The 21,224-nt window shown below is 59.4% G+C and carries 27 protein-coding genes; 12 read left to right on the top strand and 15 right to left on the bottom strand.

Annotated elements, in window-relative coordinates; all coding sequences use genetic code 11:
• Nucleotides 1-86: 86 nt before the first annotated feature.
• The 8 genes from FBZ99_RS07375 to FBZ99_RS07340 form a co-directional block, all read right to left on the bottom strand.
• Nucleotides 87-428, bottom strand: a complete 342-nt coding sequence (locus FBZ99_RS07375; RefSeq protein WP_113330205.1) for a DMT family transporter — start codon at nt 426-428, stop codon at nt 87-89.
• A 19-nt stretch (nt 429-447) separates the two neighbouring features.
• Complete coding sequence (locus tag FBZ99_RS07370; protein WP_113330206.1) at nt 448-1,011, bottom strand: TetR/AcrR family transcriptional regulator; 564 nt, start codon at nt 1,009-1,011, stop codon at nt 448-450.
• A 95-nt stretch (nt 1,012-1,106) separates the two neighbouring features.
• Nucleotides 1,107-2,195, bottom strand: a complete 1,089-nt coding sequence (locus FBZ99_RS07365) for an ABC transporter ATP-binding protein (RefSeq protein ID WP_113330207.1) — start codon at nt 2,193-2,195, stop codon at nt 1,107-1,109.
• 90 nt (nt 2,196-2,285) lie between these two features.
• A complete protein-coding gene (locus FBZ99_RS07360; protein WP_113330208.1) occupies nt 2,286-3,161 on the bottom strand; it encodes a carbohydrate ABC transporter permease in 876 nt (291 codons plus the stop codon).
• Between the two features lies 1 nt (nt 3,162).
• The gene (locus FBZ99_RS07355; RefSeq protein ID WP_113330209.1) at nt 3,163-4,068 is read right to left on the bottom strand and encodes a carbohydrate ABC transporter permease; all 906 of its coding nucleotides are present in this window, start codon (nt 4,066-4,068) and stop codon (nt 3,163-3,165) included.
• Nucleotides 4,069-4,139: 71 nt separating this feature from the next.
• Nucleotides 4,140-5,408 carry an ABC transporter substrate-binding protein gene (locus FBZ99_RS07350; RefSeq protein ID WP_113420461.1) on the bottom strand — a complete coding sequence of 423 codons (1,269 nt, stop codon included), beginning with the start codon at nt 5,406-5,408 and terminating at the stop codon, nt 4,140-4,142.
• A gap of 236 nt (nt 5,409-5,644) precedes the next feature.
• A complete protein-coding gene (locus FBZ99_RS07345) occupies nt 5,645-6,538 on the bottom strand; it encodes a sugar phosphate isomerase/epimerase family protein (protein WP_145316328.1) in 894 nt (297 codons plus the stop codon).
• Between the two features lie 4 nt (nt 6,539-6,542).
• Nucleotides 6,543-7,586: a Gfo/Idh/MocA family protein gene (locus FBZ99_RS07340; protein ID WP_145632189.1), complete on the bottom strand. Its 1,044-nt coding sequence runs from the start codon at nt 7,584-7,586 to the stop codon at nt 6,543-6,545.
• 135 nt (nt 7,587-7,721) lie between these two features.
• Here FBZ99_RS07340 and FBZ99_RS07335 point away from each other — a divergent pair, with 135 nt between their 5' ends.
• The 3 genes from FBZ99_RS07335 to FBZ99_RS07325 all read left to right on the top strand — a co-directional run bounded on the left by FBZ99_RS07335 (nt 7,722) and on the right by FBZ99_RS07325 (nt 9,629).
• Nucleotides 7,722-8,765, top strand: a complete 1,044-nt coding sequence (locus FBZ99_RS07335; RefSeq protein WP_145632186.1) for a substrate-binding domain-containing protein — start codon at nt 7,722-7,724, stop codon at nt 8,763-8,765.
• 89 nt (nt 8,766-8,854) lie between these two features.
• Complete coding sequence (locus tag FBZ99_RS07330; protein WP_145632184.1) at nt 8,855-9,244, top strand: group II truncated hemoglobin; 390 nt, start codon at nt 8,855-8,857, stop codon at nt 9,242-9,244.
• A gap of 7 nt (nt 9,245-9,251) precedes the next feature.
• The gene (locus tag FBZ99_RS07325) at nt 9,252-9,629 is read left to right on the top strand and encodes a DUF423 domain-containing protein (RefSeq protein ID WP_113351720.1); all 378 of its coding nucleotides are present in this window, start codon (nt 9,252-9,254) and stop codon (nt 9,627-9,629) included.
• Between the two features lie 34 nt (nt 9,630-9,663).
• On the opposite strand, the gene FBZ99_RS07320 is transcribed toward FBZ99_RS07325, so the two are convergent.
• The 5 genes from FBZ99_RS07320 to FBZ99_RS07300 all read right to left on the bottom strand — a co-directional run bounded on the left by FBZ99_RS07320 (nt 9,664) and on the right by FBZ99_RS07300 (nt 12,579).
• Nucleotides 9,664-9,978 carry an antibiotic biosynthesis monooxygenase family protein gene (locus FBZ99_RS07320; RefSeq protein WP_113395443.1) on the bottom strand — a complete coding sequence of 105 codons (315 nt, stop codon included), beginning with the start codon at nt 9,976-9,978 and terminating at the stop codon, nt 9,664-9,666.
• 18 nt (nt 9,979-9,996) lie between these two features.
• Nucleotides 9,997-10,275, bottom strand: a complete 279-nt coding sequence (locus tag FBZ99_RS07315) for a hypothetical protein (RefSeq protein WP_113420458.1) — start codon at nt 10,273-10,275, stop codon at nt 9,997-9,999.
• Nucleotides 10,272-10,670, bottom strand: coding sequence for a DUF2325 domain-containing protein (locus tag FBZ99_RS07310; protein ID WP_113330217.1), 399 nt, complete (start codon nt 10,668-10,670; stop codon nt 10,272-10,274). Before FBZ99_RS07310 ends, FBZ99_RS07315 begins: the two co-directional genes overlap by 4 nt.
• A 198-nt stretch (nt 10,671-10,868) precedes the next feature.
• Nucleotides 10,869-12,119, bottom strand: coding sequence for a cell envelope integrity protein TolA (locus FBZ99_RS07305; protein WP_145632182.1), 1,251 nt, complete (start codon nt 12,117-12,119; stop codon nt 10,869-10,871).
• 4 nt (nt 12,120-12,123) lie between these two features.
• Complete coding sequence (locus tag FBZ99_RS07300; protein WP_113420525.1) at nt 12,124-12,579, bottom strand: hypothetical protein; 456 nt, start codon at nt 12,577-12,579, stop codon at nt 12,124-12,126.
• 192 nt (nt 12,580-12,771) lie between these two features.
• Between FBZ99_RS07300 and hemP the strand changes: the two genes are divergently transcribed.
• The 7 genes from hemP to FBZ99_RS07265 all read left to right on the top strand — a co-directional run bounded on the left by hemP (nt 12,772) and on the right by FBZ99_RS07265 (nt 17,786).
• Nucleotides 12,772-12,945: a hemin uptake protein HemP gene (gene hemP, locus FBZ99_RS07295; protein ID WP_047629363.1), complete on the top strand. Its 174-nt coding sequence runs from the start codon at nt 12,772-12,774 to the stop codon at nt 12,943-12,945.
• Between the two features lie 9 nt (nt 12,946-12,954).
• Nucleotides 12,955-14,010, top strand: a complete 1,056-nt coding sequence (locus tag FBZ99_RS07290; protein ID WP_145632180.1) for a hemin-degrading factor — start codon at nt 12,955-12,957, stop codon at nt 14,008-14,010.
• An 8-nt stretch (nt 14,011-14,018) separates the two neighbouring features.
• The gene (locus FBZ99_RS07285; protein ID WP_145632178.1) at nt 14,019-14,954 is read left to right on the top strand and encodes a heme/hemin ABC transporter substrate-binding protein; all 936 of its coding nucleotides are present in this window, start codon (nt 14,019-14,021) and stop codon (nt 14,952-14,954) included.
• 19 nt (nt 14,955-14,973) lie between these two features.
• On the top strand, nt 14,974-16,065 hold the full coding sequence (locus FBZ99_RS07280) for a FecCD family ABC transporter permease (RefSeq protein ID WP_442966449.1): 1,092 nt from the start codon (nt 14,974-14,976) through the stop codon (nt 16,063-16,065).
• Nucleotides 16,066-16,072: 7 nt separating this feature from the next.
• Nucleotides 16,073-16,864 carry a heme ABC transporter ATP-binding protein gene (locus tag FBZ99_RS07275; protein WP_145632173.1) on the top strand — a complete coding sequence of 264 codons (792 nt, stop codon included), beginning with the start codon at nt 16,073-16,075 and terminating at the stop codon, nt 16,862-16,864.
• A 157-nt stretch (nt 16,865-17,021) separates the two neighbouring features.
• Nucleotides 17,022-17,372 (top strand): glycine zipper domain-containing protein, encoded by a 351-nt coding sequence (locus FBZ99_RS07270; RefSeq protein ID WP_113330223.1) that lies wholly within the window; start codon nt 17,022-17,024, stop codon nt 17,370-17,372.
• 9 nt (nt 17,373-17,381) lie between these two features.
• On the top strand, nt 17,382-17,786 hold the full coding sequence (locus FBZ99_RS07265) for a hypothetical protein (protein WP_145632171.1): 405 nt from the start codon (nt 17,382-17,384) through the stop codon (nt 17,784-17,786).
• Between the two features lie 139 nt (nt 17,787-17,925).
• Here FBZ99_RS07265 and FBZ99_RS07260 read toward each other — a convergent pair whose 3' ends face one another.
• Together FBZ99_RS07260 and FBZ99_RS07255 are read right to left on the bottom strand one after the other, a co-directional pair.
• On the bottom strand, nt 17,926-18,477 hold the full coding sequence (locus FBZ99_RS07260; protein ID WP_004107036.1) for an RNA polymerase sigma factor: 552 nt from the start codon (nt 18,475-18,477) through the stop codon (nt 17,926-17,928).
• 11 nt (nt 18,478-18,488) lie between these two features.
• The gene (locus FBZ99_RS07255) at nt 18,489-18,695 is read right to left on the bottom strand and encodes a NepR family anti-sigma factor (protein ID WP_113395451.1); all 207 of its coding nucleotides are present in this window, start codon (nt 18,693-18,695) and stop codon (nt 18,489-18,491) included.
• 261 nt (nt 18,696-18,956) lie between these two features.
• Between FBZ99_RS07255 and FBZ99_RS07250 the strand changes: the two genes are divergently transcribed.
• Both FBZ99_RS07250 and FBZ99_RS07245 read left to right on the top strand, forming a co-directional pair.
• Complete coding sequence (locus FBZ99_RS07250) at nt 18,957-19,751, top strand: response regulator (protein WP_069611680.1); 795 nt, start codon at nt 18,957-18,959, stop codon at nt 19,749-19,751.
• A gap of 147 nt (nt 19,752-19,898) precedes the next feature.
• Nucleotides 19,899-20,930 (top strand): sensor histidine kinase, encoded by a 1,032-nt coding sequence (locus tag FBZ99_RS07245; protein ID WP_145632169.1) that lies wholly within the window; start codon nt 19,899-19,901, stop codon nt 20,928-20,930.
• Nucleotides 20,931-21,224 lie beyond the last annotated feature (294 nt).

The following is a 21,224-nucleotide window of genomic DNA, read 5'->3' as shown; positions in this document are numbered from 1 at the left end:
CCTCCATCAGCCTATCCAGCGCAAGACATAATGCGTTCAAAGCGATTTGACAAAGCCAAAAACAACCATGAACAACACCTCTGTTTTCAGTGCGACACGGATTTTGAAAAGAGGTTCACGACGAGCACACCGACGATGATCAATGCGAGACCGATGATCGCGGCGAGATCGAGTTTCTGCCGGAAAAGCACCACGCCCACCATCGAAATCAGCACGATGCCAAGCGCGCTCCAGATGGCGTAGGCGATGCCCACCGGGATGACCCGCAACGTTACCGAAAGGCAATAGAACGCTGCCGCGTAGCAGACCACGAGAACGACCGTCGGGCCGAGACGCGTAAACTGCTGCGACATCTGCAATGCCGTCGTGCCGATCACTTCAAGCACGATCGCGACCAGCAGCATTGCATAGACCGATGCGTTCGCCATTCCATTATCTCCGATAGGGCTAGAGCTGCGTGAGCTCGATCAGCCGGTCGATCAGCCTTTGACGGGCACTCTCGTCCATGTCGTGACTGCCGAGCAGGTCGGCAAGCCAGATCCCATCGGCCGCCAATCTGACGATTGCCGCATCCACCGAGGAGTCCGTGCCGACATATTCCTCGCTGCGCTCGCGCACCCACTGATGCCATCGCTGCCGCAATTGCGGTTCGGTGAGCAACACCATCGTCACCTGTGCCCAGTCCTTCGTACCCTGCGGCTGATCGCGCAGCGCCAGACAGGCATGCAGATAAGCGCGGGTAAAGCGGCCATGCGGCAACGGATCGGCACGCATCGCTTCCTCGATCGCCGCATCCAGCCGCTCAAGCAGGCTGTCGAACAGTGCTTCCAGAAGCATGTTCTTGCTGGGGAAGTGATGCAGCAAGCCGCCCTTGCTGACACCGGAGGCGCCGGAAACGGCATCCAGCGTCACCGCCGTCATCCCCTTTTCGGAAGCAAGCCGCGCCGCCACCTCCAGCAACTGCTGGCGGACGAACAAGGGCTGCTTCTTTCTATGGTGGGCGGTGGACATGGCGACATAACATACCAGTTGGACGGTTTCGTCAACGCTCTAATCGGTAGTGTCTAGGCCTAATTGCTTGTGGATGATCTTGTGTTGTTTCCTCCTCAGTTTACGGAATGATGTGCCGCATCCTTCTCGTCGAAGATGCTGACCTTGGTTGCCTCCACGGCGAAGGCGATCGGCGAGCCGGTCGTAATCGTCGTCATGCCGGGATCGGTACCGATGATCTTCGATCCATCCTTGAGCCGGACATGAACGAGCGAACGGTCGCCCAGGCGCTCCACAGTCTCGACCTGGCCGCCGATATCACCCTTCTCCGCCGTCGTCACGACCAGATGCTCCGGGCGGATGCCAAGCGTCAGTCCGGAATTAGCAAGGCCGTTAAGCGCGACAGCCGTTTTGATGACAGAGCCATCCGGCAAGGTCGCCGTTGCCAGCCCGCCCGCTTCATCCAGGCCGGCTATGTTGATAAAGTTCATGCCGGGCGAGCCGACGAACTGGGCGACATAGCGCGTCGCCGGGCGCGTGTAGATCTCGACGGGGGTTGCCACCTGCTCGATCTTCTTGTTGTTGAGCAACACGATACGGTCGGCGAGTGTCATCGCTTCCACCTGGTCGTGCGTCACGAACACCATCGTCGCGCCCAACCGCTCATGCAGCTGCGCCAGTTCCACGCGCGTACGTGTGCGTAGGCCGGCATCGAGGTTGGAAAGCGGCTCGTCGAAAAGGAAGACGTCAGGCTCGCGCACGATGGCGCGGCCGATCGCGACGCGCTGGCGCTGACCGCCGGAGAGTGCCGAGGGTTTGCGATCCAATAGATGCGGCATTTCCAGGATCTTCGCAGCCTCTTCAATGCGCCTTGCAATCTCGTGCTTGGGCGTTTTGATATTTTTTAAGCCGAAGGACATGTTCTCGCGAACCGTCATGTGCGGATAGAGCGCGTAGGACTGAAAGACCATCGATACGCCGCGCTCGCCGGGCGGCAGTTGGTCGACCCGCTTTCCGCCGATCCAGATTTCGCCGCTGGTGATCGTCTCCAGACCAGCGATCATGCGCAGCAAGGTCGACTTGCCGCAGCCCGAACCGCCGAGGAAGACAACGAACTCGCCGCGCTCGATCGTCAGATCGATGTCGTTCAGAACCTGCACGGCACCGAAATGCTTGGTGAGGGATTTGATATTGATACCTGCCACTTTACGCCTCCTGCGGAAAAATCGAATTCATCGAACTTGCCATTCATCGCGCCGCCCGGCCGCTGTCGCCGAACGGGGCTTCCGCATTGGTTATTTGACGGCACCTACCGCGACACCGCGCGTCAGGGTCCGCTGGAAAATCAGGAAGAAGATGATCGTAGGAGTTATGCCGAGCAGTGAAGCCGCGGCAATTGCCGTCGGGTCCTGTGTATTGGCGCCCGACAGCACGCCCATGGCGACGGAGACCGTCTGGTTGTTATTGGAAACGAGGAATACCAGCGGGATCAGAAACTCGTTCCAGGTCCAGATGAAGAAGAAGGTCGCAAGCACCGCAAGCGTCGGCCTGAGCACCGGCACGATCACCATCCAGAGGATCTGCCAGCGGCTGGCATTGTCGATCTGCGCCGCCTCGATGATCTCTCGCGGGAAGGTCGCCAGCACCGAAGACAGAAGATAGGTCCCGAATGCGGTGTGCAGCACACCGATGATCAGGATAACCGAGAGCATCGAGTCGAACAGTCCGACCTGCTTTGACATATAGTAGAGCGGATAGACCAATGCCTCCTGCGGCGCCATGATTGAAATCAGCAGCAGGACGAGAACCCCTTGCCCGCCTCGTACGCGCCCTATGCCGATGGCATAGGCATTCAGCAGACTGAGGACGACGGCCAGAATGGCGGTGCATCCGCTGATGAGAACGCTGTTGAAGAGCTTCCGGGGGAAATCGACGGTCGCCCAGAAGTTCTTGAGCGCCGTCAGATCGAAGCTGTGCGGAAGTGCAAGCGGACCATTGGCGGCATAGTCGGAGGGCGTCTTGATGGCGTTGACTGCCGCAAGAAAGAACGGAAAGAGGGTGCCCGCCAGGAAAACCAGCAGGATACCCAGAACGACCCAGCGGCCGAAGCCCCTTCTTACGCGATGTTCCGCCGAAGCGACATGCGTGGAAATCGAGGATGCCGTTGCCATCTCAATGCCCTCCTTCGGCCTGCTTCGACTGCATACGCAGGAAAACGATGCCGAGTATGATGGTCATGACCGTCTGCAACGTCGCGATGGCTGCCGCGTATCCGACGCGGTTCGTCGTAAAGAAATGGTAATATGACAGATAGGATGGAACCGTCGTCGCATTGTCCGGTCCGCCTGACGTCAGAACATAGATCGGTGCGAAGACCTTTAGCGCCGCAATCAGCGTCGTCAGCGCGACGACGAAAATTTCTGGCATCAGCATCGGGATGGTGATGGCGCGGAAACGCGCGAACCAGCTCGCATTGTCGAGCTCGGCGGCCTCGTAGAGCGAAGGATCGACGCGTGCCAATCCGGACATGAACACGACAAGGCAATAGCCGACCTGGACCCAGACGATGACGGCCGAAACCGCCCAGAGCGCATAGCTTGCATCCCCCAGCCAGTTCTTCGCCATGAAATCGAGGCCCATCGCCTTCAGCACGGCATTGATGATGCCGATGGGGTTGAGAATCCAGGCCCACAACACGCCGGCAGCGGTGAGCGGCAGGATCTGCGGCAGATAGAAGCCTGCCCGAAAGAAGCTCGACCATGTCTCGCCGAATTGCGCGCTGATATAATCGAACAGCACTGCCGCCAGCAGCAGCCCCAAAAGGATGGGCACGATCGTCATCGAGATGATGAACAGAAGCGTATGCTGGATGGAGCCCCAGAAAGCGGTATCCTGAAGCAGCCTGGCATAGTTTTCCAGACCGACATAACGCGGCGGGATGACGCCGCCCTTCCACGTGGTGAAGCTGATCGCGAAATTGGCAATCAGCGGAACAAGCACGATAAGAACAAACCCCAGCACGCCGGGGATCATATAGAGATAGTACCCCGCCCTGCCGGCGCTCTTCGACTTATCCATCGAAATCCTCCAGTCCGATACGGCAAGGCGGCAGGAAAGCCGTCTTGCCGTTGTGATTGTCGCCGATGGTGTTACTGCGCTGCCTGCACGTCGTCATAGGCCTTCTTCAGGCGCGCCACGAACTGATCAGGCGTGGTCGAACCGTTGACCAGGCCGGTCGTGGCCTGGATGAGCAGTTCGTAATAGCCGGGCACCGGCCAGTCCGGGTAGAAGCCGAGGCCGCCCTTGCTGGAGATCTGGTTGAAGAGCTCGACGTTGCGCTTGCCGACCTCATCGGTAACCGAGGCCGGATCGGCAGCGATGGCAACGCCACCGAGATTGGCCTGCATGTTCTGGTTTTCCTTGCTCAGGACGAGATCGATGAACTCGTAGGAAAGGTCTTTGTTCTTGGCGCTCTTCGGCACCATGAACAGGTTACCAGTCGAACCCACGCTGTACTTCGGAGTCGGGAAGATGAACTGGCTCCACTTGAAGGTCTTGATCGAGCTCGCGAAATTGCCGTTGTTCCAGGTGCCGCTGACAAACATTGGAGCTGTGCCGGACGAGAAGAGATTGTCGGCGCCGCCGGTACCCTTGAGGCCGGTCGAATCCTTCGAAATGTAACCCTTGCTCACCCAGTCGGCGATCTTCTGAGCGGCAAACAGGAAGGGTTTGGTATCGAGCGGTGCCTTGAGCCCCTGATAGTTCTTGACCCAGGTGTCGTCAGCCTGCGTCAGAGCAAGCGTATAGACGAGGTGCTGTGCGTTGGAATCCACCGTACCATAGGCAAGCGGCGTAATGCCCTTCTTCTTGAAAGTGTCCAGCGCAACTTCGAACTCGTCCAGCGTGGTCGGCACTTTCACGCCGTTGGCCTGGAACATGTCGATATTGTAGAAAACCGAAACGAATTCGCCATAGACGGGGATGCCGATAATCGGACCGGAACCGTAGATGCCGTTGCCGTCGTATTTGCTGAGCTGGCTATTGGTTTCATTGAGGATCTTGTCCCAGCCGCGCGATTTGAATTGATCGTCGAGCGGCGTCAGCAGCCCCTGCGAGGCAACGAGACCTGCAGTGGCATTACCCTTGTTGTATTCAAGCACATCCGGCGCCTGATCCGAATTGAGGATGAGGCTGCCAGCCTTTTGCAATTGCTCGAATGTCTTCTGTTCGAAATTGATCGTGACGTCGGGATGCTTGGCTTTCAGCTCTTCGAGCGCCTTGGTCCAGGCCTTGGCCTGCGAAGTGTCCGGCAGTTCGAACCACCAGACATTAAATGTCTTGCTCTGGGCTTGCGCTACACCGGCAGCCAACAGAAGCGACATGCCGGCTGTGATCGCCAGCTTCGAAAAAATATTCATATATTCTCCTCCACCATGCGAACCGTGACGGTATCTGTCCGATGACATGGCCCGCGCTGCCATCGGCGTTTTCCTCTTATCTGCACCAAGCGCCCGCCTGTCACTTGGGACAAGGAGCGGACGCTCGGCAGTTCCTCCGTTTGGGTACCCGTCCTGCCCGAAACATCAGACGCTCCGGGCACTTCATTAACGCACAACTCGCCTCCTAAATCGATGCAGATTCGCAAATGCGCGCTTTACTCGACGAAATCCCCACCCCGGCTTCTCTTGAGATAGTTCAGGCCGTGAACCTGGCCAGTCATTTCGAGCGCATCGCGATAAACCGGGTCATGCCAGCCCTCGATATCGATGGAACCGGACCAGCCGGCCAAGCGCAGCTCGGAGATGATGTCGGTCCAGTTGCTGTCACCAAAGCCCGGCGTGCGCATGAACACGAACTTCTCCTTGCCGAAGATGCCGTGTTCCTTGATGACATCCCAACGGATCGTCGCGTCCTTGCCATGGACGTGGAAAATCTTTTTCGCCCATTTGCGGATCTGCGGCAGCGGCTCGATCAGATAGACCATCTGATGGCAAGGCTCCCATTCCAGGCCGAGATTATCGTCCGGAGTCTCGTTGAACATCAGTTCCCAAGCATCCGGATTATGCGCGATGTTCCAATCGCCGGTCGCCCAGTTGCCGTCCATGGCGCAGTTTTCGAAGGCGATCTTGATGCCCTTGTCGGCGGCACGCTTGGCAAGCTCGCTCCAGATCTGCTTATAGCGCGGCAGGCTGTCGGTGAGCGGCTGGTTGCGGATGCGGCCGGTGAAGCCGGCAACGCAGGTTGCGCCGAAATGATGGGCATTGTCGATGCAATCCTTCCAGCCTTGCAGCGTCTGCAGGTCCATCTCGCGCTCTTCGAGCGGATTGCCGAACATGCCGAGAGTCGAGATCGTGATGTCGCGGTCGCCGATGGCCTCGCGGCAGCGCTTGCCGAGATCCGCAAGGTTCTGGCCGTTGGTCGTCTGCCAGAAGAAGGGCTCGAAGCTCTCGAAGCCGAGATCAGCGATCTTGGCGATATTCTCTGCGGCATCCTCGTTCGTCGCCCTGATCATCGTGCCGATGCGGATGGCCTTTGCCGGATTTGTCATGATGTCATTGTCCTTGTGCTGAAATGTCGACGCGGCGGCCAGTCTTGGCGCTCTCTATCGCGCCTAAGACCATGGCGAGGCTGCGAATGTTGTCAGAGCTCGCCGTTTCCGGCGGCTTGCCCGTTTTGATCGCTTCGATGAAGGAGGCGATAACGCTGGCATGGCCATGCGTCTCCTCCTCATGCTTCGGTCCGGGAACCTCGATCGGCGTGAAGCCATGCAGCAGACCCGGCTCGTTGCCGGCAACAGCGGCTTCGAAACTCTCTTCGCCGTCCCAGGTCAGCATGCCCTTGCTGCCGGTGAGCCGCCATTGGCTCTCCCAGCTCGTACGCCGGCCCTCGGCACACCAGGACCCCCGATAGCTGAAGACGACATCATCGGAAAAATCGAAGAGCGCATGCGCCGAGGCGCCATGTTTGTACCAGGAGCCCACCGGATTCTTTTCGATGCAATAGACTGAGAGCGGCACCTTACCTGAGACGAAGCGGGCGGCATCGAAGGTATGGATCGCCATGTCGAGCAGCAGTACATTGTCCATTTCCTCGCGGAAACCGCCGAAATGCGGGCCGAGGAAGAAATCGCAATGGACGCCCGTCAGCTCGCCGATCGCCCCCTCCTCCACAAAGCGTCGCATGCGACGGATGCCGGAGATGAAGCGGCGGTTCTGGATGATGGCATGGATCTTGCCAGCTTCAGCGGCCAGATCGATCAGCGCTGCGCCCTCGGCGAGCGACGTCGCCATCGGCTTTTCGCTCAGCACATGGCAGCCGGCCTTCAACGCTGTCGAAACCACGCCGAAACGCGCAGCCGGAATAACGATATCAAAGACCAGATCCGCCTTGGTCGCGGCAATGACCTCCGCGAGGTCGGAGCCGATGACGGCACCGTCGAGAGAAAACTCTTTCGCAAGGCTTTCGGCGGTCGCCCGATCGAGATCGACCAGACCGACAATCTGAATGGATTCGGCAAGCGCCGGCGTCGAGGTGATAGCCCTGAGCCAGCCCTTGGACATAGCTCCGCACCCGCACAAAATGGCATTAAATTTCACGATTTCCTCCTGCGGGCCGTGCATTACCCCTCATGACACGCGCTCCGTAAACGTTTACGATACTATGCGAAAAGATTTTCCTGTGTCAATAGAGGAGGACTATGGAAAATGGCGCATGGAGGAAAACCGCGGCCGATGAAGGGAATTCGTCAGCTTGCCGAGCATCTCGATATCTCGATCGGCACAGTATCACGCGCGTTGAACGGCAAGCCTGATGTCAACGAGGAAACCCGCAAGCGCGTTCTCGCCGCCGCTGAGCAACTGGGTTATGTCGCCAATCAATCGGGACGAAGCCTGCGACAGGGCACAACAAATGTCATCGGCCTGATGATCCAGTCCAGCCGGGAAACGGTCGAGAACAGCGACAATTTCTTTCTGACCGTGACGGGCGGGCTGCAGAGCGTCTTCTCGCGACACAATCTCGATTTGATCATGCTCCCCTGCCCGCATGACGAAGACCCTTATGAATATCTGAAGCGCATGGTAGCGCGGCGTATTGCCGATGCGATGATCATTTCGGAGACGCAGCGTGTCGACAAGCGCTTCGATCTGCTCGCCAAGGCAAAGATCCCGTTTGCAGCGCTTGGCCGCAGTCTTTCCGGCGCGCAGCATGCCTGGGCCGACCTCGATTTCGACGGCGTCGCCAATGCCGCCGTCGACCGGCTCGTCGCACACGGACATCGTCGCATCGCCATCAGCGCGCCGGCAAGCGAGATCAATCTCGGCTTCATCTTCGTGGAAGGCTATCGCCGGGCGCTGGAGCGGCACGGCATCGCTTATGATCCTGCGCTGGTCCTTCGCGCCAAATCGAGCGAACAGGGTGGTTACCAGGTTGGCGACGAACTGCTGAAGCTGCATGACAGGCCGACCGCAGTGATCCTGATCTACGAATTGATGGCGATCGGCCTCTATCGTCGCCTCATGGAAGCCGGCATCGTTCCGGGCCGCGACATCGCCGTCGTCAGCTTCCGCGAGGCGCCGCGCGCCAAATTCCTGCAGCCGGCGCTAACTTGCTTTCGCACCTCGGTGCATGATCTTGGCGTCGAGCTGGCGGAAATCCTGCTTTCCAGTATGCCCGCCTATAGTCAGGAATACTCCGGGAAGGCACGCCAGACGGTGTGGCCTCTCGAACTCATTCCCGGCGAAAGCGACGCGTTCCAGCTGACAACAGTAAAATAACCAGCGCCGAAACGCCGCACCGACCGCTTCCACAGTTGCGGCAGCGTCTCTGAGTTGCCATCTAGGACATCGCAAACAGAGGCCTGGGCTTGAGCGAAGAAACGATCACACTTTACGAAGCGATCGGCGGCGGCCGAACCGTGCGGGCGCTGGCGGCGCGCTTTTACGAACTGATGGATACGCTGCCGGAGGCCGCCAATTGCCGTGCCGTGCATCCGCCGAGCCTCGAAGGCTCGCAAGAGAAATTCTACGAATATCTGACCGGCTATCTCGGCGGGCCGCAGCTCTATATCGAGAAGCGCGGGCATCCTCGCCTGCGCAGTCGCCACTTCGTTGCCGCCATCGGCCCGAAAGAGCGCGATGAATGGCTGCTATGCTTCCGCCGAGCCATGGATGAAGCCATCGAGAATGAAAAGCTGCGGGCGATCATCTGGGAGCCGATCGAGCGCCTGGCTTTTCACATGCAGAACAGGCAATGAGGAAAACATGAGCATCGGCGCCATAATCCGTCCGGCTACCCTGTTTATCGCCGGCATCCTCGGGGGCGGCGGTGTGGCGCTGGCCGCAGCAGCGACTCATGGCGGCGACACGCATTTCCTCGGCGCGGCCTCCACCATGAGCCTTGCCCACGCCCCTGCCCTCCTGGCGCTTTATGCCGGCTATGACCGCATCCGCACCGCACCGATTGCGGCTGTCTTGCTAGGATTGGGGACACTGATCTTCGCCGGTGATCTCATCAACAGGCATTTCGGCGGCAGCTCGCTGTTTCCGATGGCCGCTCCGACGGGCGGAATGGGCATGATCGCCGGCTGGGCGGCGATAGCGCTCGGCGCTTTCTTCAGAACCGGTGCGACCAAGGCCTGAAAGAAGCTATTTTACCGAGGTAGGTGACGCTGTCTCAAATCCCCGGAACGACAGCGAAGCCTTCGAATTGCGGCGGCCCCCAATAGAGGCGCTTGTTATCGGCCGCATTGCGGTGCGCCATGCGAAAATGCTCGGATTTCGTCCAGTTGATGAAAGCTTCTTCGCTGTGCCAGGTCGTGTGCGAGGAAAATAGCGTATAGCCCTCCTCCAAGCTCGATTTCCCGCGCAGGAGACGGAACTCGAGAAAACCAGGCACTTCCGATAGGCGAGAATCGCGGCCTCTCCAGACCTCTTCGAATTCGCCCTCCAAACCGATGACGACCTTGAAGCGGTTCATGGCGATGTACATGGCAACCTCGTTCGACGATCAGACCTTCTTGCGATGGGCAACAGTCTTATCTACGGCAGGCGCAAAGGCAACGACATTTGCGCCATTGCGGCTTGCTTCATCGAGCGGCTGCTCCGGCACGTCTCCCGGCTGCCGCGTCCTCCAGGCCGGAAATGTCGCGACATTGGCGGCGCGCCGTTGTTCCTCGCTGCGACGCATCAGCAATTCATAAAGTTCGGGCACCAACCCATCGCCGTTCTGTGCGGCCAGCTTATGCAGGCCGATCAGCATAAACCCGTCAGGGCCGTTATCGATCATCTTGATGCGTCTCGTTCTTTCATGGTCTGCAACGCCCGCTCGAGGCTGGATTTGCTACCGTTGCGCAAGGGAATGAAGGCCTTGCCAAACTTCTTACAGCCCGTCTTCACCCGCAGGCAGGCATCATGGCTGATGCAATCGATCGGGCAGAACACACAGTCGACCGACGGCAGCACGGTATCGATACGCGAGACCGCCTCGCGCAGGCCGCCATCATGGTGGATCAGTTCGGCACCGAAATTGCTGGCGATCTGGCGAAGATGCGCCACCTGGCAATCACGGCCGCCCACATAGAGGAAGCTGCGCCCATCGAGAGTGGATTTCCCGGAAACCTGCGCCGTTGTCTGCGTCTCACGGCTCTCACGGCCAGAATCCCTCTTCCCCTTACGCGCCATACATCACCCGTTTGCTGGTTGCTCGTCCACGCTTGATTCCACCAAGCGTGAGGCGACCTTAGTAAACATGAGTTTTGGAGTAAAGTATAAAGTTGATGATTTTTATCATATTTTAAGGCACTTGGCGGATGTTCGGGATTTGCCCCTTCCAGAACCGGTAAACGGCATCTGGTTACACCTAACCGACAGGCCCAGGACCTATCGTCCCGTCACTTGCACTTCTTGCGTGAAAGACCAACTCGGCTTGCCCCATTCCGAAGGCAACGGCGGGAACGGTGCCGCCCGGCGGATACCGCTGGTAACTGCTTCGTCCAACTCCGGGAAGCCCGAGCTCCGCGCGATTGACAGGGAGGTCAGATCACCGCTCGAACCAATCGTGAGGCGGATACGCACAGTAATGCCGGGCTCGTACTTGGATGAGAGGCGCACAGCTCGCCGGATGCGCGATTGCACCTTACCAGGATAATTGGCAACAGCTGCACTACCCGCACCGGTCCGACGAGCATTTACCTGTGAATTGGTATCGGACTGCGCTGCCTCGGTACCATCGACAGACCCGCGCTTGGAATCCTGCTCGCTCTCGCCGCGCGATCCCGACTTCACCTTCGCGACCTTTGCGGCAGGCTTCTTCACTTCCTTTGCTCGTTCAACTGGCTTCGGCTTCTCCACCGGCGTCACAACCTCCGGCGGAGGCTCTGTCGGCTGAACTTCGGCAACCTGGCTATCAACAGGCTGCACCGGTTCGACGGGCTGGATGACCATCGTCTCGGCCGGTACCTGCGTCGCCAAAATCTGCGGCTGCTCGGGTGCGACTGCCATTGGCTGGGTCTGCTCCACGGGTTCAACGGGCTCGGCTGTTTGCACCTGTTGCGTTTCCTCTGTCTGCGGCTGGACGACGTCAGGCTGCAGCGGCTGCGTCTGTTCCGGCGCCATTTCAGTCGGCTGCACCATCTGCGGCTGCACGGCCTCGGCGGTCACTTGCTCCGGCTCCGTCTGCGGGTTTTCCTCGCCCGTAGCCATCTGATCGGCATCGGAATTGCCGATCATGATGACGCTGACGGTATCGCCCGCCTCTTCCTGCGCGTCCTCGGGCGTGGCGACGAAGGTAAAAAGCAGCACGACAACGATAACGGCATGAAACAGGCAGGATCCCACACCGGAGAAGACCAGCGACGTCTTGCGCCCGGCAACTGTTTCTCGCGCCCTCTCAGGCAGCGCGTCGATCGGCAGATGCTCCGCCATCTCAACCGGGGCAGCCTCGCTCGGATGCTCCGGATAGGAACTGATCTGCGTGAAACGGCTGTAATGCGCCACGGCTTCGGCAGCCGGCTGTCGCGGCACGCCCTCGAGGCCCGCCAATTCATGGCCGGGCAGCACGCTCGGATAGTTGTCATTCATGCCGCCATCCGCGCGGCGTGCGATGGAAACTTTCGCCGAGCGCATCGTCATGGCTTCAGCCTTCGAAAGGAACAGATGTCTGCGAGCGCGTGATTAGAGCGGCCTTGCATTCGCCGGCCGCCGGACCATCACAGACCGGCGTGTCATTGATGATGATGCGGGAGACCGTTTCGCACTTGACGCCCGGCATGTCGAATTGCCGCACTCGCTTCTTGCCGAGCGGCAGGTCGCGGAAATCAAGCACGGTAACCCGGTCGACGGCATTTTTGTCGTTGAAGAAAGCCAGTTCGAAGGAGATCTTGTTGATCGGGGTTGCCATGTCGTTTTCGGCAACAAAGGTCATCATGCATCCCTTCTGCGAGGGAGCCAGCGCATTCAACTCGACATCAAGCTTATGAGACGCCGTTGGAGCAGGCGCCGCCGCTGTCGCATCCTGGGCGAAAGCAGGAGCGGAAGATGCCGCGGCGAACACACTCGCAGCAGCGAGCGCCAAGATGGTTTTCGTCGGCATCGACATCTCTCCTGAATATGTTTGACGCGTGTCCGCTCGGCCAACGGCCCTAGCGTGTAGCATCGAAATTTTTAAACTTGACTTTAGCAGTCTCCTATTGCGTCTTTATGAAACCATGAGTATGAGAGTCAAGATAAATTTGGCCGCACGACGGTTCGGCCCCCGATGAATTTTCAGGCAAAACTAAACAGGATGATTGCTGAGAAGACCCCTACGCCGCCGGTGCAGTGCACGGCCGCACCGCAGGTAAGAATTGTCGAGAGCACGGATATTTTCCGGGGCCAGACCGAAATCATGATCAAGCACGAGGGCGTCATCTACCGCATGAAGATTACGCGCCAAGGCAAGCTGATACTCAACAAATAGGCATGACAGATGAATAAGACGACTCGCCCGACCCCTGCCGAAATTCGCGCTTTCCGCGCCGAGAACCCGAAGATGCGCGAGCGCGACATCGCTGCCCGCCTCGAGATTTCCGAAGCGGCGCTCGTGGCCGCCGAGGTCTGCATTTCGGCCATCCGCATCGATGCCAGCGTCGATCGCTTCCTGGAGCGGATCGCCTCGCTCGGCGAAATCATGGCGCTGTCGCGCAACGAAAGCGCCGTGCATGAGAAAATCGGCGTCTATGAGAACATGAAATTCGGCGCGCAGGCGGCGATCGTGCTTGGCGAGAATATCGACCTGCGCATCTTTCCGAAGCGCTGGGTTCATGGCTTTGCCGTCACTAAGACCGATGGCGATCAGAAGAGGCTCAGCCTGCAGTTCTTCGACAAGGCCGGCGATGCCGTCCACAAGGTGCATCTGCGCCCAGAATCGAATGTCGAGGCCTATCACGCCATGGTCGCCGAGCTGCGCATCGAAGACCAGTCACAGGAATTTATCGAAGACCGTTCCGGCTATGACAATGGCGCAACCGATGGCGACGTCAGCCGCGACGAGCTGCGCGACCATTGGAGCCGCATGACCGATACGCACGAATTCTTCGGCATGCTGAAGAAGCTGAAAATCGGCCGCCAGGATGCGATCCGCACCGTCGGCGACGATTATGCGTGGAAGCTGGATGCGGGTGCCGTCGCGGAAATGATGCATGCCTGCGTGCGCGAGGGCCTCCCGATCATGTGCTTCGTCGCCAATGAAGGAACGGTGCAGATCCACTCCGGCCCGATCTACAACGTGCAGGCCATGGGTCCCTGGATCAATGTCATGGACCCGACCTTCCATCTGCACCTGCGGCTGGATCACATCGCCGAGGCATGGGTCGTGCGCAAGCCGACCAAGGACGGCCATGTCACCTCGCTCGAAGCCTACAACGCCCAAGGCGAGATGATTATCCAGTTCTTCGGCAAGCGAAAAGAAGGCTTCGATGAGCGCCCCGATTGGCGCGCCATCATCGAAAGCCTGACAAGGGCCGGTACCAACGTTGCCGCATGAGGATGGTCATGACGATGTTCAAGAACTTGAAGCGCATCAGGCCGTGGGAAGTCGCTCTGACCGTGATGGTAATGGCCCTGCCGCTCGTGCCGGCCAACCCGATCGCGGGCCTTGGCAGTTTCGTGCGCCACGCGCACGCCACCGAAACGGCCAAGATGCCGGATACCTCGCGCCTCGTCTCCATCGGCGGCGATGTGACAGAGATCGTCTATGCGCTCGGCGAGGAAAAGCGGCTCATCGCCCGCGATTCCACCAGCCTTTATCCGAAGGAAGCGACCAAGCTTCCCGATGTCGGCTATATGCGCGCGCTGTCGCCGGAAGGCATTCTGGCCGTCAATCCGACCGCCATCATTGCCGTCGAAGGCTCCGGGCCGCCGGAAGCGCTGGCCGTGTTGCGCAATGCCAGCCTGCCTTTCGAGACCGTGCCGCAACACTACGATCGCGACGGCATCCTGAAGAAGATCGAAGTCGTCGGCGCGCTGCTTGGCGTGCCGGACAAGGCCAAGGCCCTGGAAGCCAAGGTCGCCGCCGATCTCGATGCGGCCATCAATGAATCAGCCAAGCGCCCGGAGGCCGAGCGTAAGCGCGTCCTTTTCGTGCTCAGCAACCAGAACGGCAAGATCATGGCCTCGGGCACCAATACGGCCGCCGACGGCATCATCAAGCTTACCGGCGCCACCAACGCGATCAGCGGCTTCTCCGGCTACAAATCGGTGACGGATGAAGCCATCATCGAAGCCAAGCCGGACGTGATCCTGATCATGGATCGCGAAGGGCCGCTGTCGATGTCGAACGAAGACCTCCTGAAGCAGCCGGCCATTTCGCTGACGCCGGCCGCGAGCCACAAGGCGATCGTGCGCATGGACGGCCTGCACCTCCTCGGCTTCGGACCACGCACGGCCAGCGCCATTCGCGAGCTGAACGCGGCGATCTACGGAGGCTGACGTGGCGTTCAACGATGCCATGGCCGGACTGAAGCAGATGTCGCAAAACCCGGCACGCCGACGCGAGGGAGATCGCAGCACGCTTGCAATCTTCGTTGTCGCCAGCCTCTTGGTGATTTCGGCAGCCGCCTTTCTGTTTTCGATCACGACAGGCGCATCGAATGCTTCGGTCATCGATATCGTAACGGGCATACTGACCGGCAGCACGGAAAGCACGCTTAGCATCCGCGACCGCATCGTCATTTTCGAGATCCGCCTGCCTCGCGCCGTCCTCGGCTTCCTGATCGGCGGCGGGCTGGCGGTTTCGGGTGCTGTCATGCAGGGCCTTTTCCGCAATCCGCTGGCCGATCCCGGCCTGATCGGCGTATCTGCCGGTTCCAGCCTCGGTGCGGTTGCCATGATCGTCCTCGGCGGCGGCGTGCTTGCCCCGGTTGCGCATATCCTCGGCGTCTTCGCTCTTTCCATCGCCGCCTTCATCAGCGGTCTGGCAACGACGATATTGCTTTATAAAGTCGCAACCCGGTACGGGCAGACCTCCATCGCGACCATGCTGCTGGCCGGCATCGCGCTCGGTTCGCTGGCGCTGGCGGCAACGGGAATCCTCATCTACATGGCCGACGACCGGCAGTTGCGCGACCTGACCTTCTGGAGCATGGGATCGCTGGCGGGCTCGACCTGGAGCAAGGTCGCAGGTGCCGGCCCGATCATCGTCCTTTCGCTTCTGCCCCTTCCCTTCATGGCGCGCGGGCTGAATGCGCTGACGCTCGGCGAGGCGGCCGCTTTCCACATGGGGATATCTGTGCAGCGGCTGAAGAATATCGCCATCGTCAGCGTCGCTGCGGCGGTCGGCGCCTCCGTCGCCGTCAGCGGCGGTATAGGCTTTGTCGGCATCGTCGTCCCGCATATCCTGCGCATGGTCATCGGCCCCGACCATCGTTTCCTGCTGCCGGCCTCGGCACTGCTGGGCGGCTCGTTGCTGGTCGCTGCCGATGTGGTCGCCCGCACCATCGTTTCTCCGGCCGAGCTGCCGATCGGCATTCTGACGGCTGGCGTTGGCGGTCCCTTCTTCCTGTGGATGCTGCTCAGGCAGCGCTCGCGTCTCAACCTGTGAGTTCGCGATGATCGATGTCTCCAATTTGAGCATCCGGCTTGCCGGCAAACCGGTCGTGCAGGATATATCCTTCACGGCCGAGGCCGGCACGCTGACCGCCATTTGCGGGCCGAACGGCTCCGGCAAAACCACGACGATGAAAGCCATCTCAGGCGAGCTCGCCTATAGCGGCGGCATCCATATGAACGGTGTTGAAATCAAGGCCCTGGAGCCATGGCAGCTTGCTGAAATGCGCGGCGTCCTGCCCCAAGCAAGCTCGATATCCTTCCCCTTCACCGTCCGCGAGATCGTGCGCATGGGCCTGACCAGCGGCCGCAATAGCCATCCGGAGCAAGCCGATCGTATCGCGACGGAGGCGCTTGCCGCCGTCGATCTCGGCGGCTTCGAAGGCCGCTTCTATCAGGAGCTTTCCGGCGGCGAACAGCAGCGTGTCCAGCTCGCGCGCGTGCTCTGCCAGATTTCCGAGCCCGTCATTGATGGCAAGCCTTGCTGGCTGCTGCTCGACGAACCTGTTTCCAGCCTCGACATCAGCCATCAGCTCACCATCATGACGCTTGCACGGCAATTCTGCCGGCGTGGCGGCGGCGTCATCGCCGTCATGCACGATCTCAACCTGACCGCGCTTTTCGCCGACCGGATGGTCCTGCTCAAGAACGGTCGGCTGCAGGCCACGGGATCGATCAAGGACGTGTTGACGGACCAGCACCTGCAGCATGTCTTCGGCTGCAACCTGCGCGTCAACCGCGTTCCCTCCGACGGTGCTCCCTTCGTTCTCGCCCATAGCGCACTGGCCGATTGACGCCCGCACATCCGGAACTTTTTGTTGCATCCGCGCGTTGAGATGACGCGGTCGGAATCGATGTTCCGAGCGTGGAATATTCTGGTGTGTCGGAAAAATCCCGATCATCACGAAAACAGGTGCCCCAAGGGGCGCCCAAAGCGAAAGGGAGCTGAACATGGCCACATCCTTCCTCCATTCGACGCGCGGCAAGCGCAATGGCAGCAGCCTGCATGATGTCGAAGCAACCATCGAAGAACAGATCGACTCGCTGCGCGAAGAAGTTGCGGCCTTTGCCAAGCTGATCGGCGAGAATGGCGCAAAGCAAAGCAAGAAATGGCGCGCAAATGCCGAGTCGGGACTTGATGATCTCGCTGTCCGCGGTGAAGAATTGCTGCACGATTTGCAGCGCGGCTATGCAAGGGGCTCGCGTGAAGTGCGCAGAACTGTACGCCAGCATCCCGTCGCCACCATCGGCGCGGCTGCCGCCTTCGGCCTTGCCGTCGCCCTGCTTTTGTCTCGCCGCTAGGGTGGCGGGATGATCGCTCCGATCCTCGGCCTACTTCTCTCAGGCACGTTCAACCGTACCGTTGCGCGGACCAAGCGCAACGGTATTTTCATTGCCATTGCCGTCCTCCTGCTGCTGACGGCCTATGCCTTCGCCCTGATCGCGGCTGCCATCTGGCTTGCGACGATCTACGATGCTGCGGTTTCGGCGCTGCTGATAGCGGCAGGCGCTCTGCTGCTCGGGCTGATCGTCCTCGTCATTATGGCCATCATCAACCAGCAGGAGAAACGGCAGGCCAGAGAGCGTGTGCTGGCGATGGAATCTGTAGCGGCCGCAGCGCTCGGCCTCGTACGCAAGCAACCGCTGATGACTGCGGCCATTGCCGCCGCTCTTCTCTTCGGCAATCTGTTCGGTACGCGCGACGAGGACGATTGAACCGGCATTCATGAGCGTAAAAGGGCCGACAAGGCGGAGTTGAATCCGCTCTTCACTGACGGGCTGCCGCAAAAGGCATGAAAACCGTAGAAATCGGTCGGAACGAGAAAAGGCTCGGTCGATAGCACCGGGCCTTTTCTTAGAAAGCGAATGCTTTGGACGTCAGCGGTGCAGACGTGGCATCCGGGCCGAAATCGGCCTCACCGGAAATATCCAACAATTCCTGCAGCCGCTGGCGCGCGCGGTTGACGCGGCTCTTGATGGTGCCGACTGCGCAGCCGCAAATCTCGGCTGCCTCCTCATAGGAAAATCCGGATGCGCCCACCAGGATGATGGCTTCGCGCTGATCGGGCGGCAGCTGGTCCAATGCCTTGCGGAAATCCTGCAGGTCTACGGCGCCATATTGCGAGGGATGCGTCGCCATCGATTCGGTGAATACGCCGTCGCTGTCCTGCACTTCACGGCCGCTCTTGCGCATCTGGCTGTAGAGCTCGTTGCGCAGGATGGTGAAGAGCCAGGCCTTCATATTGGTGCCCATCTCGAAATGGTCCTGCTTCGCCCAGGCCTTCATGATCGTGTCCTGAACAAGATCGTCGGCTCGATCGTGGCGGCCGGTCAGAGAAATGGCAAAGGCTCGGAGGCTCGGGAGGGCGGCGAGAAGTTCGCGCTTGAAGCTCGTTTGCGTTTCCATGGCGCCACCTCCTATTCGGAGACCTTTGCGGAGGCCAAGCGTTCGGCTTGATCGAGCTTCTCCAAAAGATCCAGGAAGCGATCAGGAATGGCTTCGTCCTGCATGGCGGAATAGAACGAACGGAGCCGGTTGCCGATCTGATTGTTGGGGTCGAGGATATCCATCGCACGCAGGTCCGATGCCTTCTTATCTGCGTCCTCATGATTCTGGATGGTCATTTGGCCTGCTCGCTTCTCAATTGTCTCGCGTTCATGGATAAGGCGCGCCCTTGCCTCCCCGTTTGGGAGAGCGGTTGACCTCATTCAAAACAGTTGCCTAACGAATCGTAAAGGTTGAGGTCGTCCGATTGTAAGCATTGTAATGCGACTGCCTAAAAAAAGTTCCGACAAAGAGGAACTTTTTTACTCAACTGACGTTTGTTAGTCATTGCGGCCTCCGGGCTGTATTTAATTAGAATTTGATAGAGGCGGGAGCCATTGATGACACTTTCCACACGCATTGCGCCGCATCTTCCGTATTTGCGGCGTTATTCACGTGCTTTGACCGGAACACAGACGTCGGGGGACGCCTATGTTGCTGCGGTTTTGGAAGCCATCATCGCCGACATATCCATCTTTCCGGACACCGACAGCGACCGCGTCGCACTCTATAAACTGTTCACGAAGCTGTTCGGTTCCGTGACACTTCAGATTCCTGAACCGGCCTCACCTTTCGCCTGGGAACAGCGCGCATCCGTAAACCTTTCCAAGGTCTCGCCACTTGCGCGTCAGGCTTTCCTGCTCGCATCTGTCGAAAGTTTCCGCCTCGGCGAGATCGCCGATATTCTCGATGTCTCTGAAAGCGATGCCATGCACCTGCTCGATACCGCCTCCCAGGAAATCTCGCGCCAGGTGGCAACGGATATCATGATCATCGAGGATGAGCCGCTGATCGCAATGGACATCGAGCAGATGGTGGAGAGCCTCGGACACCGCGTCACCGGCATTGCCCGCACCCACGCCGAAGCCGTCGCTCTTTATAATGCGACGAAGCCGAGCATGGTGCTTGCCGACATCCAGCTCGCCGACGGCAGTTCGGGCATCGATGCAGTCAACGACATCCTCAAGACCGCCAGCATCCCGGTCATCTTCATCACGGCTTTCCCCGAGCGGCTGCTGACCGGCGAGCGGCCGGAGCCGACTTTCCTCGTGACCAAGCCTTTCAATCCAGACATGGTGAAGGCCCTCATCAGCCAGGCACTCTTCTTTAACGAAACCACAAAGGTGGCCGCCTGATCCAAGTGAAAACCCCATGGCGGAACAAAGACCATAACCGGGCGTTTGGGTTCGAAACGGCCGGTTTACCGACTGTTATCCGGGGCGGTTCTATAGGTCGGTTCAAGTTGTTACGAGTGAGAATGCCCTATCGGCGGGGTTCTCGAAATGCGTGTGAAAGGCAAGCCGGTGAATACGTCTGAACCATTACCCGGCGCGCCTTTGAGCTTGGAAGGCAAAGCCGCTCTGATGGAGCGGGCGCTTGCGAGCGCCAGTTTGTCCATCCTGTTCCAGGATGTAAATCTTTCGATCCGTTATGCCGACAATCTGCCGGACCATCTGCAATCGTCTGTCGTCATGGGCGGTAATGACTCGCATCTCTTTGGAGAAAAGGATGGCGAGCACCTCTTGCGTTTGAAACGGGGCGTGCTCGAAAGCGGCAAGCCAGCAACCGCCGAGGTTGAGATCGCCAGCGGCGACGGCGCACGGATCTACGAGCTGAAAATGGAACGCATCGGCGGGCGCAAGCCGCAAGGCGTGCTGTCTGTCATCTCCGAAATCACCGAGAGCCGCCACCGCGAAAAAGTGCTGAAGTCGCTGCTGCGCGAACTGTCGCATCGCTCCAAGAACCTGCTCGCCATCATTCAGGGTATCGCCACGCAGACCGCCCGCCACACGCTTTCCGTCGACAATTTCCTCATCAAATTCCGCGGCCGTCTGCAATCCCTGTCGAATTCGCAGGATCTCATCACGGATTCCAGCTGGCGCGGTGCATATTTGTTCGAACTGGCGGAAAAGCAGTTCGCCCCCTATTGGCCCGATGCAGGCGTGCCCATGCCGATCTACGGCATCAACGCACATCTGACGCCCAATGCCGCCGTGCATCTGGGGCTTGCTCTGCACGAGCTCATCGTCAATTCCGCCTCGCATGGCGCCATCTCGACCGGCGCCACCGGCATCACGTTAAATTGCAAGGAAGCCGAGCTCGACGGCAAGAAGGCGATTGAGGTCGCCTGGTCTGAGCGTTTCTACGCGCCCGCTGACCATGAATTCGAGGACAATAGCTTCAGCCGCACGGTGCTTGAACGCGTCGTGCCGACGTCCATGAATGGCCGCGCAGACTTCGCCATTGACGACGGCAGCATCGGCTATCGGCTCACCATTCCCGAAACTGAATATGAAATCCTAAGACGCCGCTAGCGGCCGGCGGGAGCACAATAAAACAGCCAGTGCGAGGGCGGCGCACTGGCTGCTTTGCACTCATCGGGAGGGGACCGTGAGTAGAGTCCTGAGACGTATTGGGCGTGCATCAGGAGATGCGATCATCATCAGGACATCGACATAACGATGCTGCAAAGCCTTGGTTCCACCCAGATCCAAAAAAATTCATCAACTTTTTACATTTCAGCACAGCCTCTGACATGGCGTCCCTCCAATTGCAGACAGGCGCTCGCAGTCATTGTCGTGCCTCAAATCTTTCCGAACCGCGTGCGG

The organism is Rhizobium sp. ERR 1071, from assembly GCF_007828675.1.
Lineage (GTDB): Bacteria > Pseudomonadota > Alphaproteobacteria > Rhizobiales > Rhizobiaceae > Rhizobium > Rhizobium dioscoreae.
The sequence above is the reverse complement of the archived record's forward strand: the minus strand, read 5'-3'. Positions and strand labels throughout refer to the sequence as shown.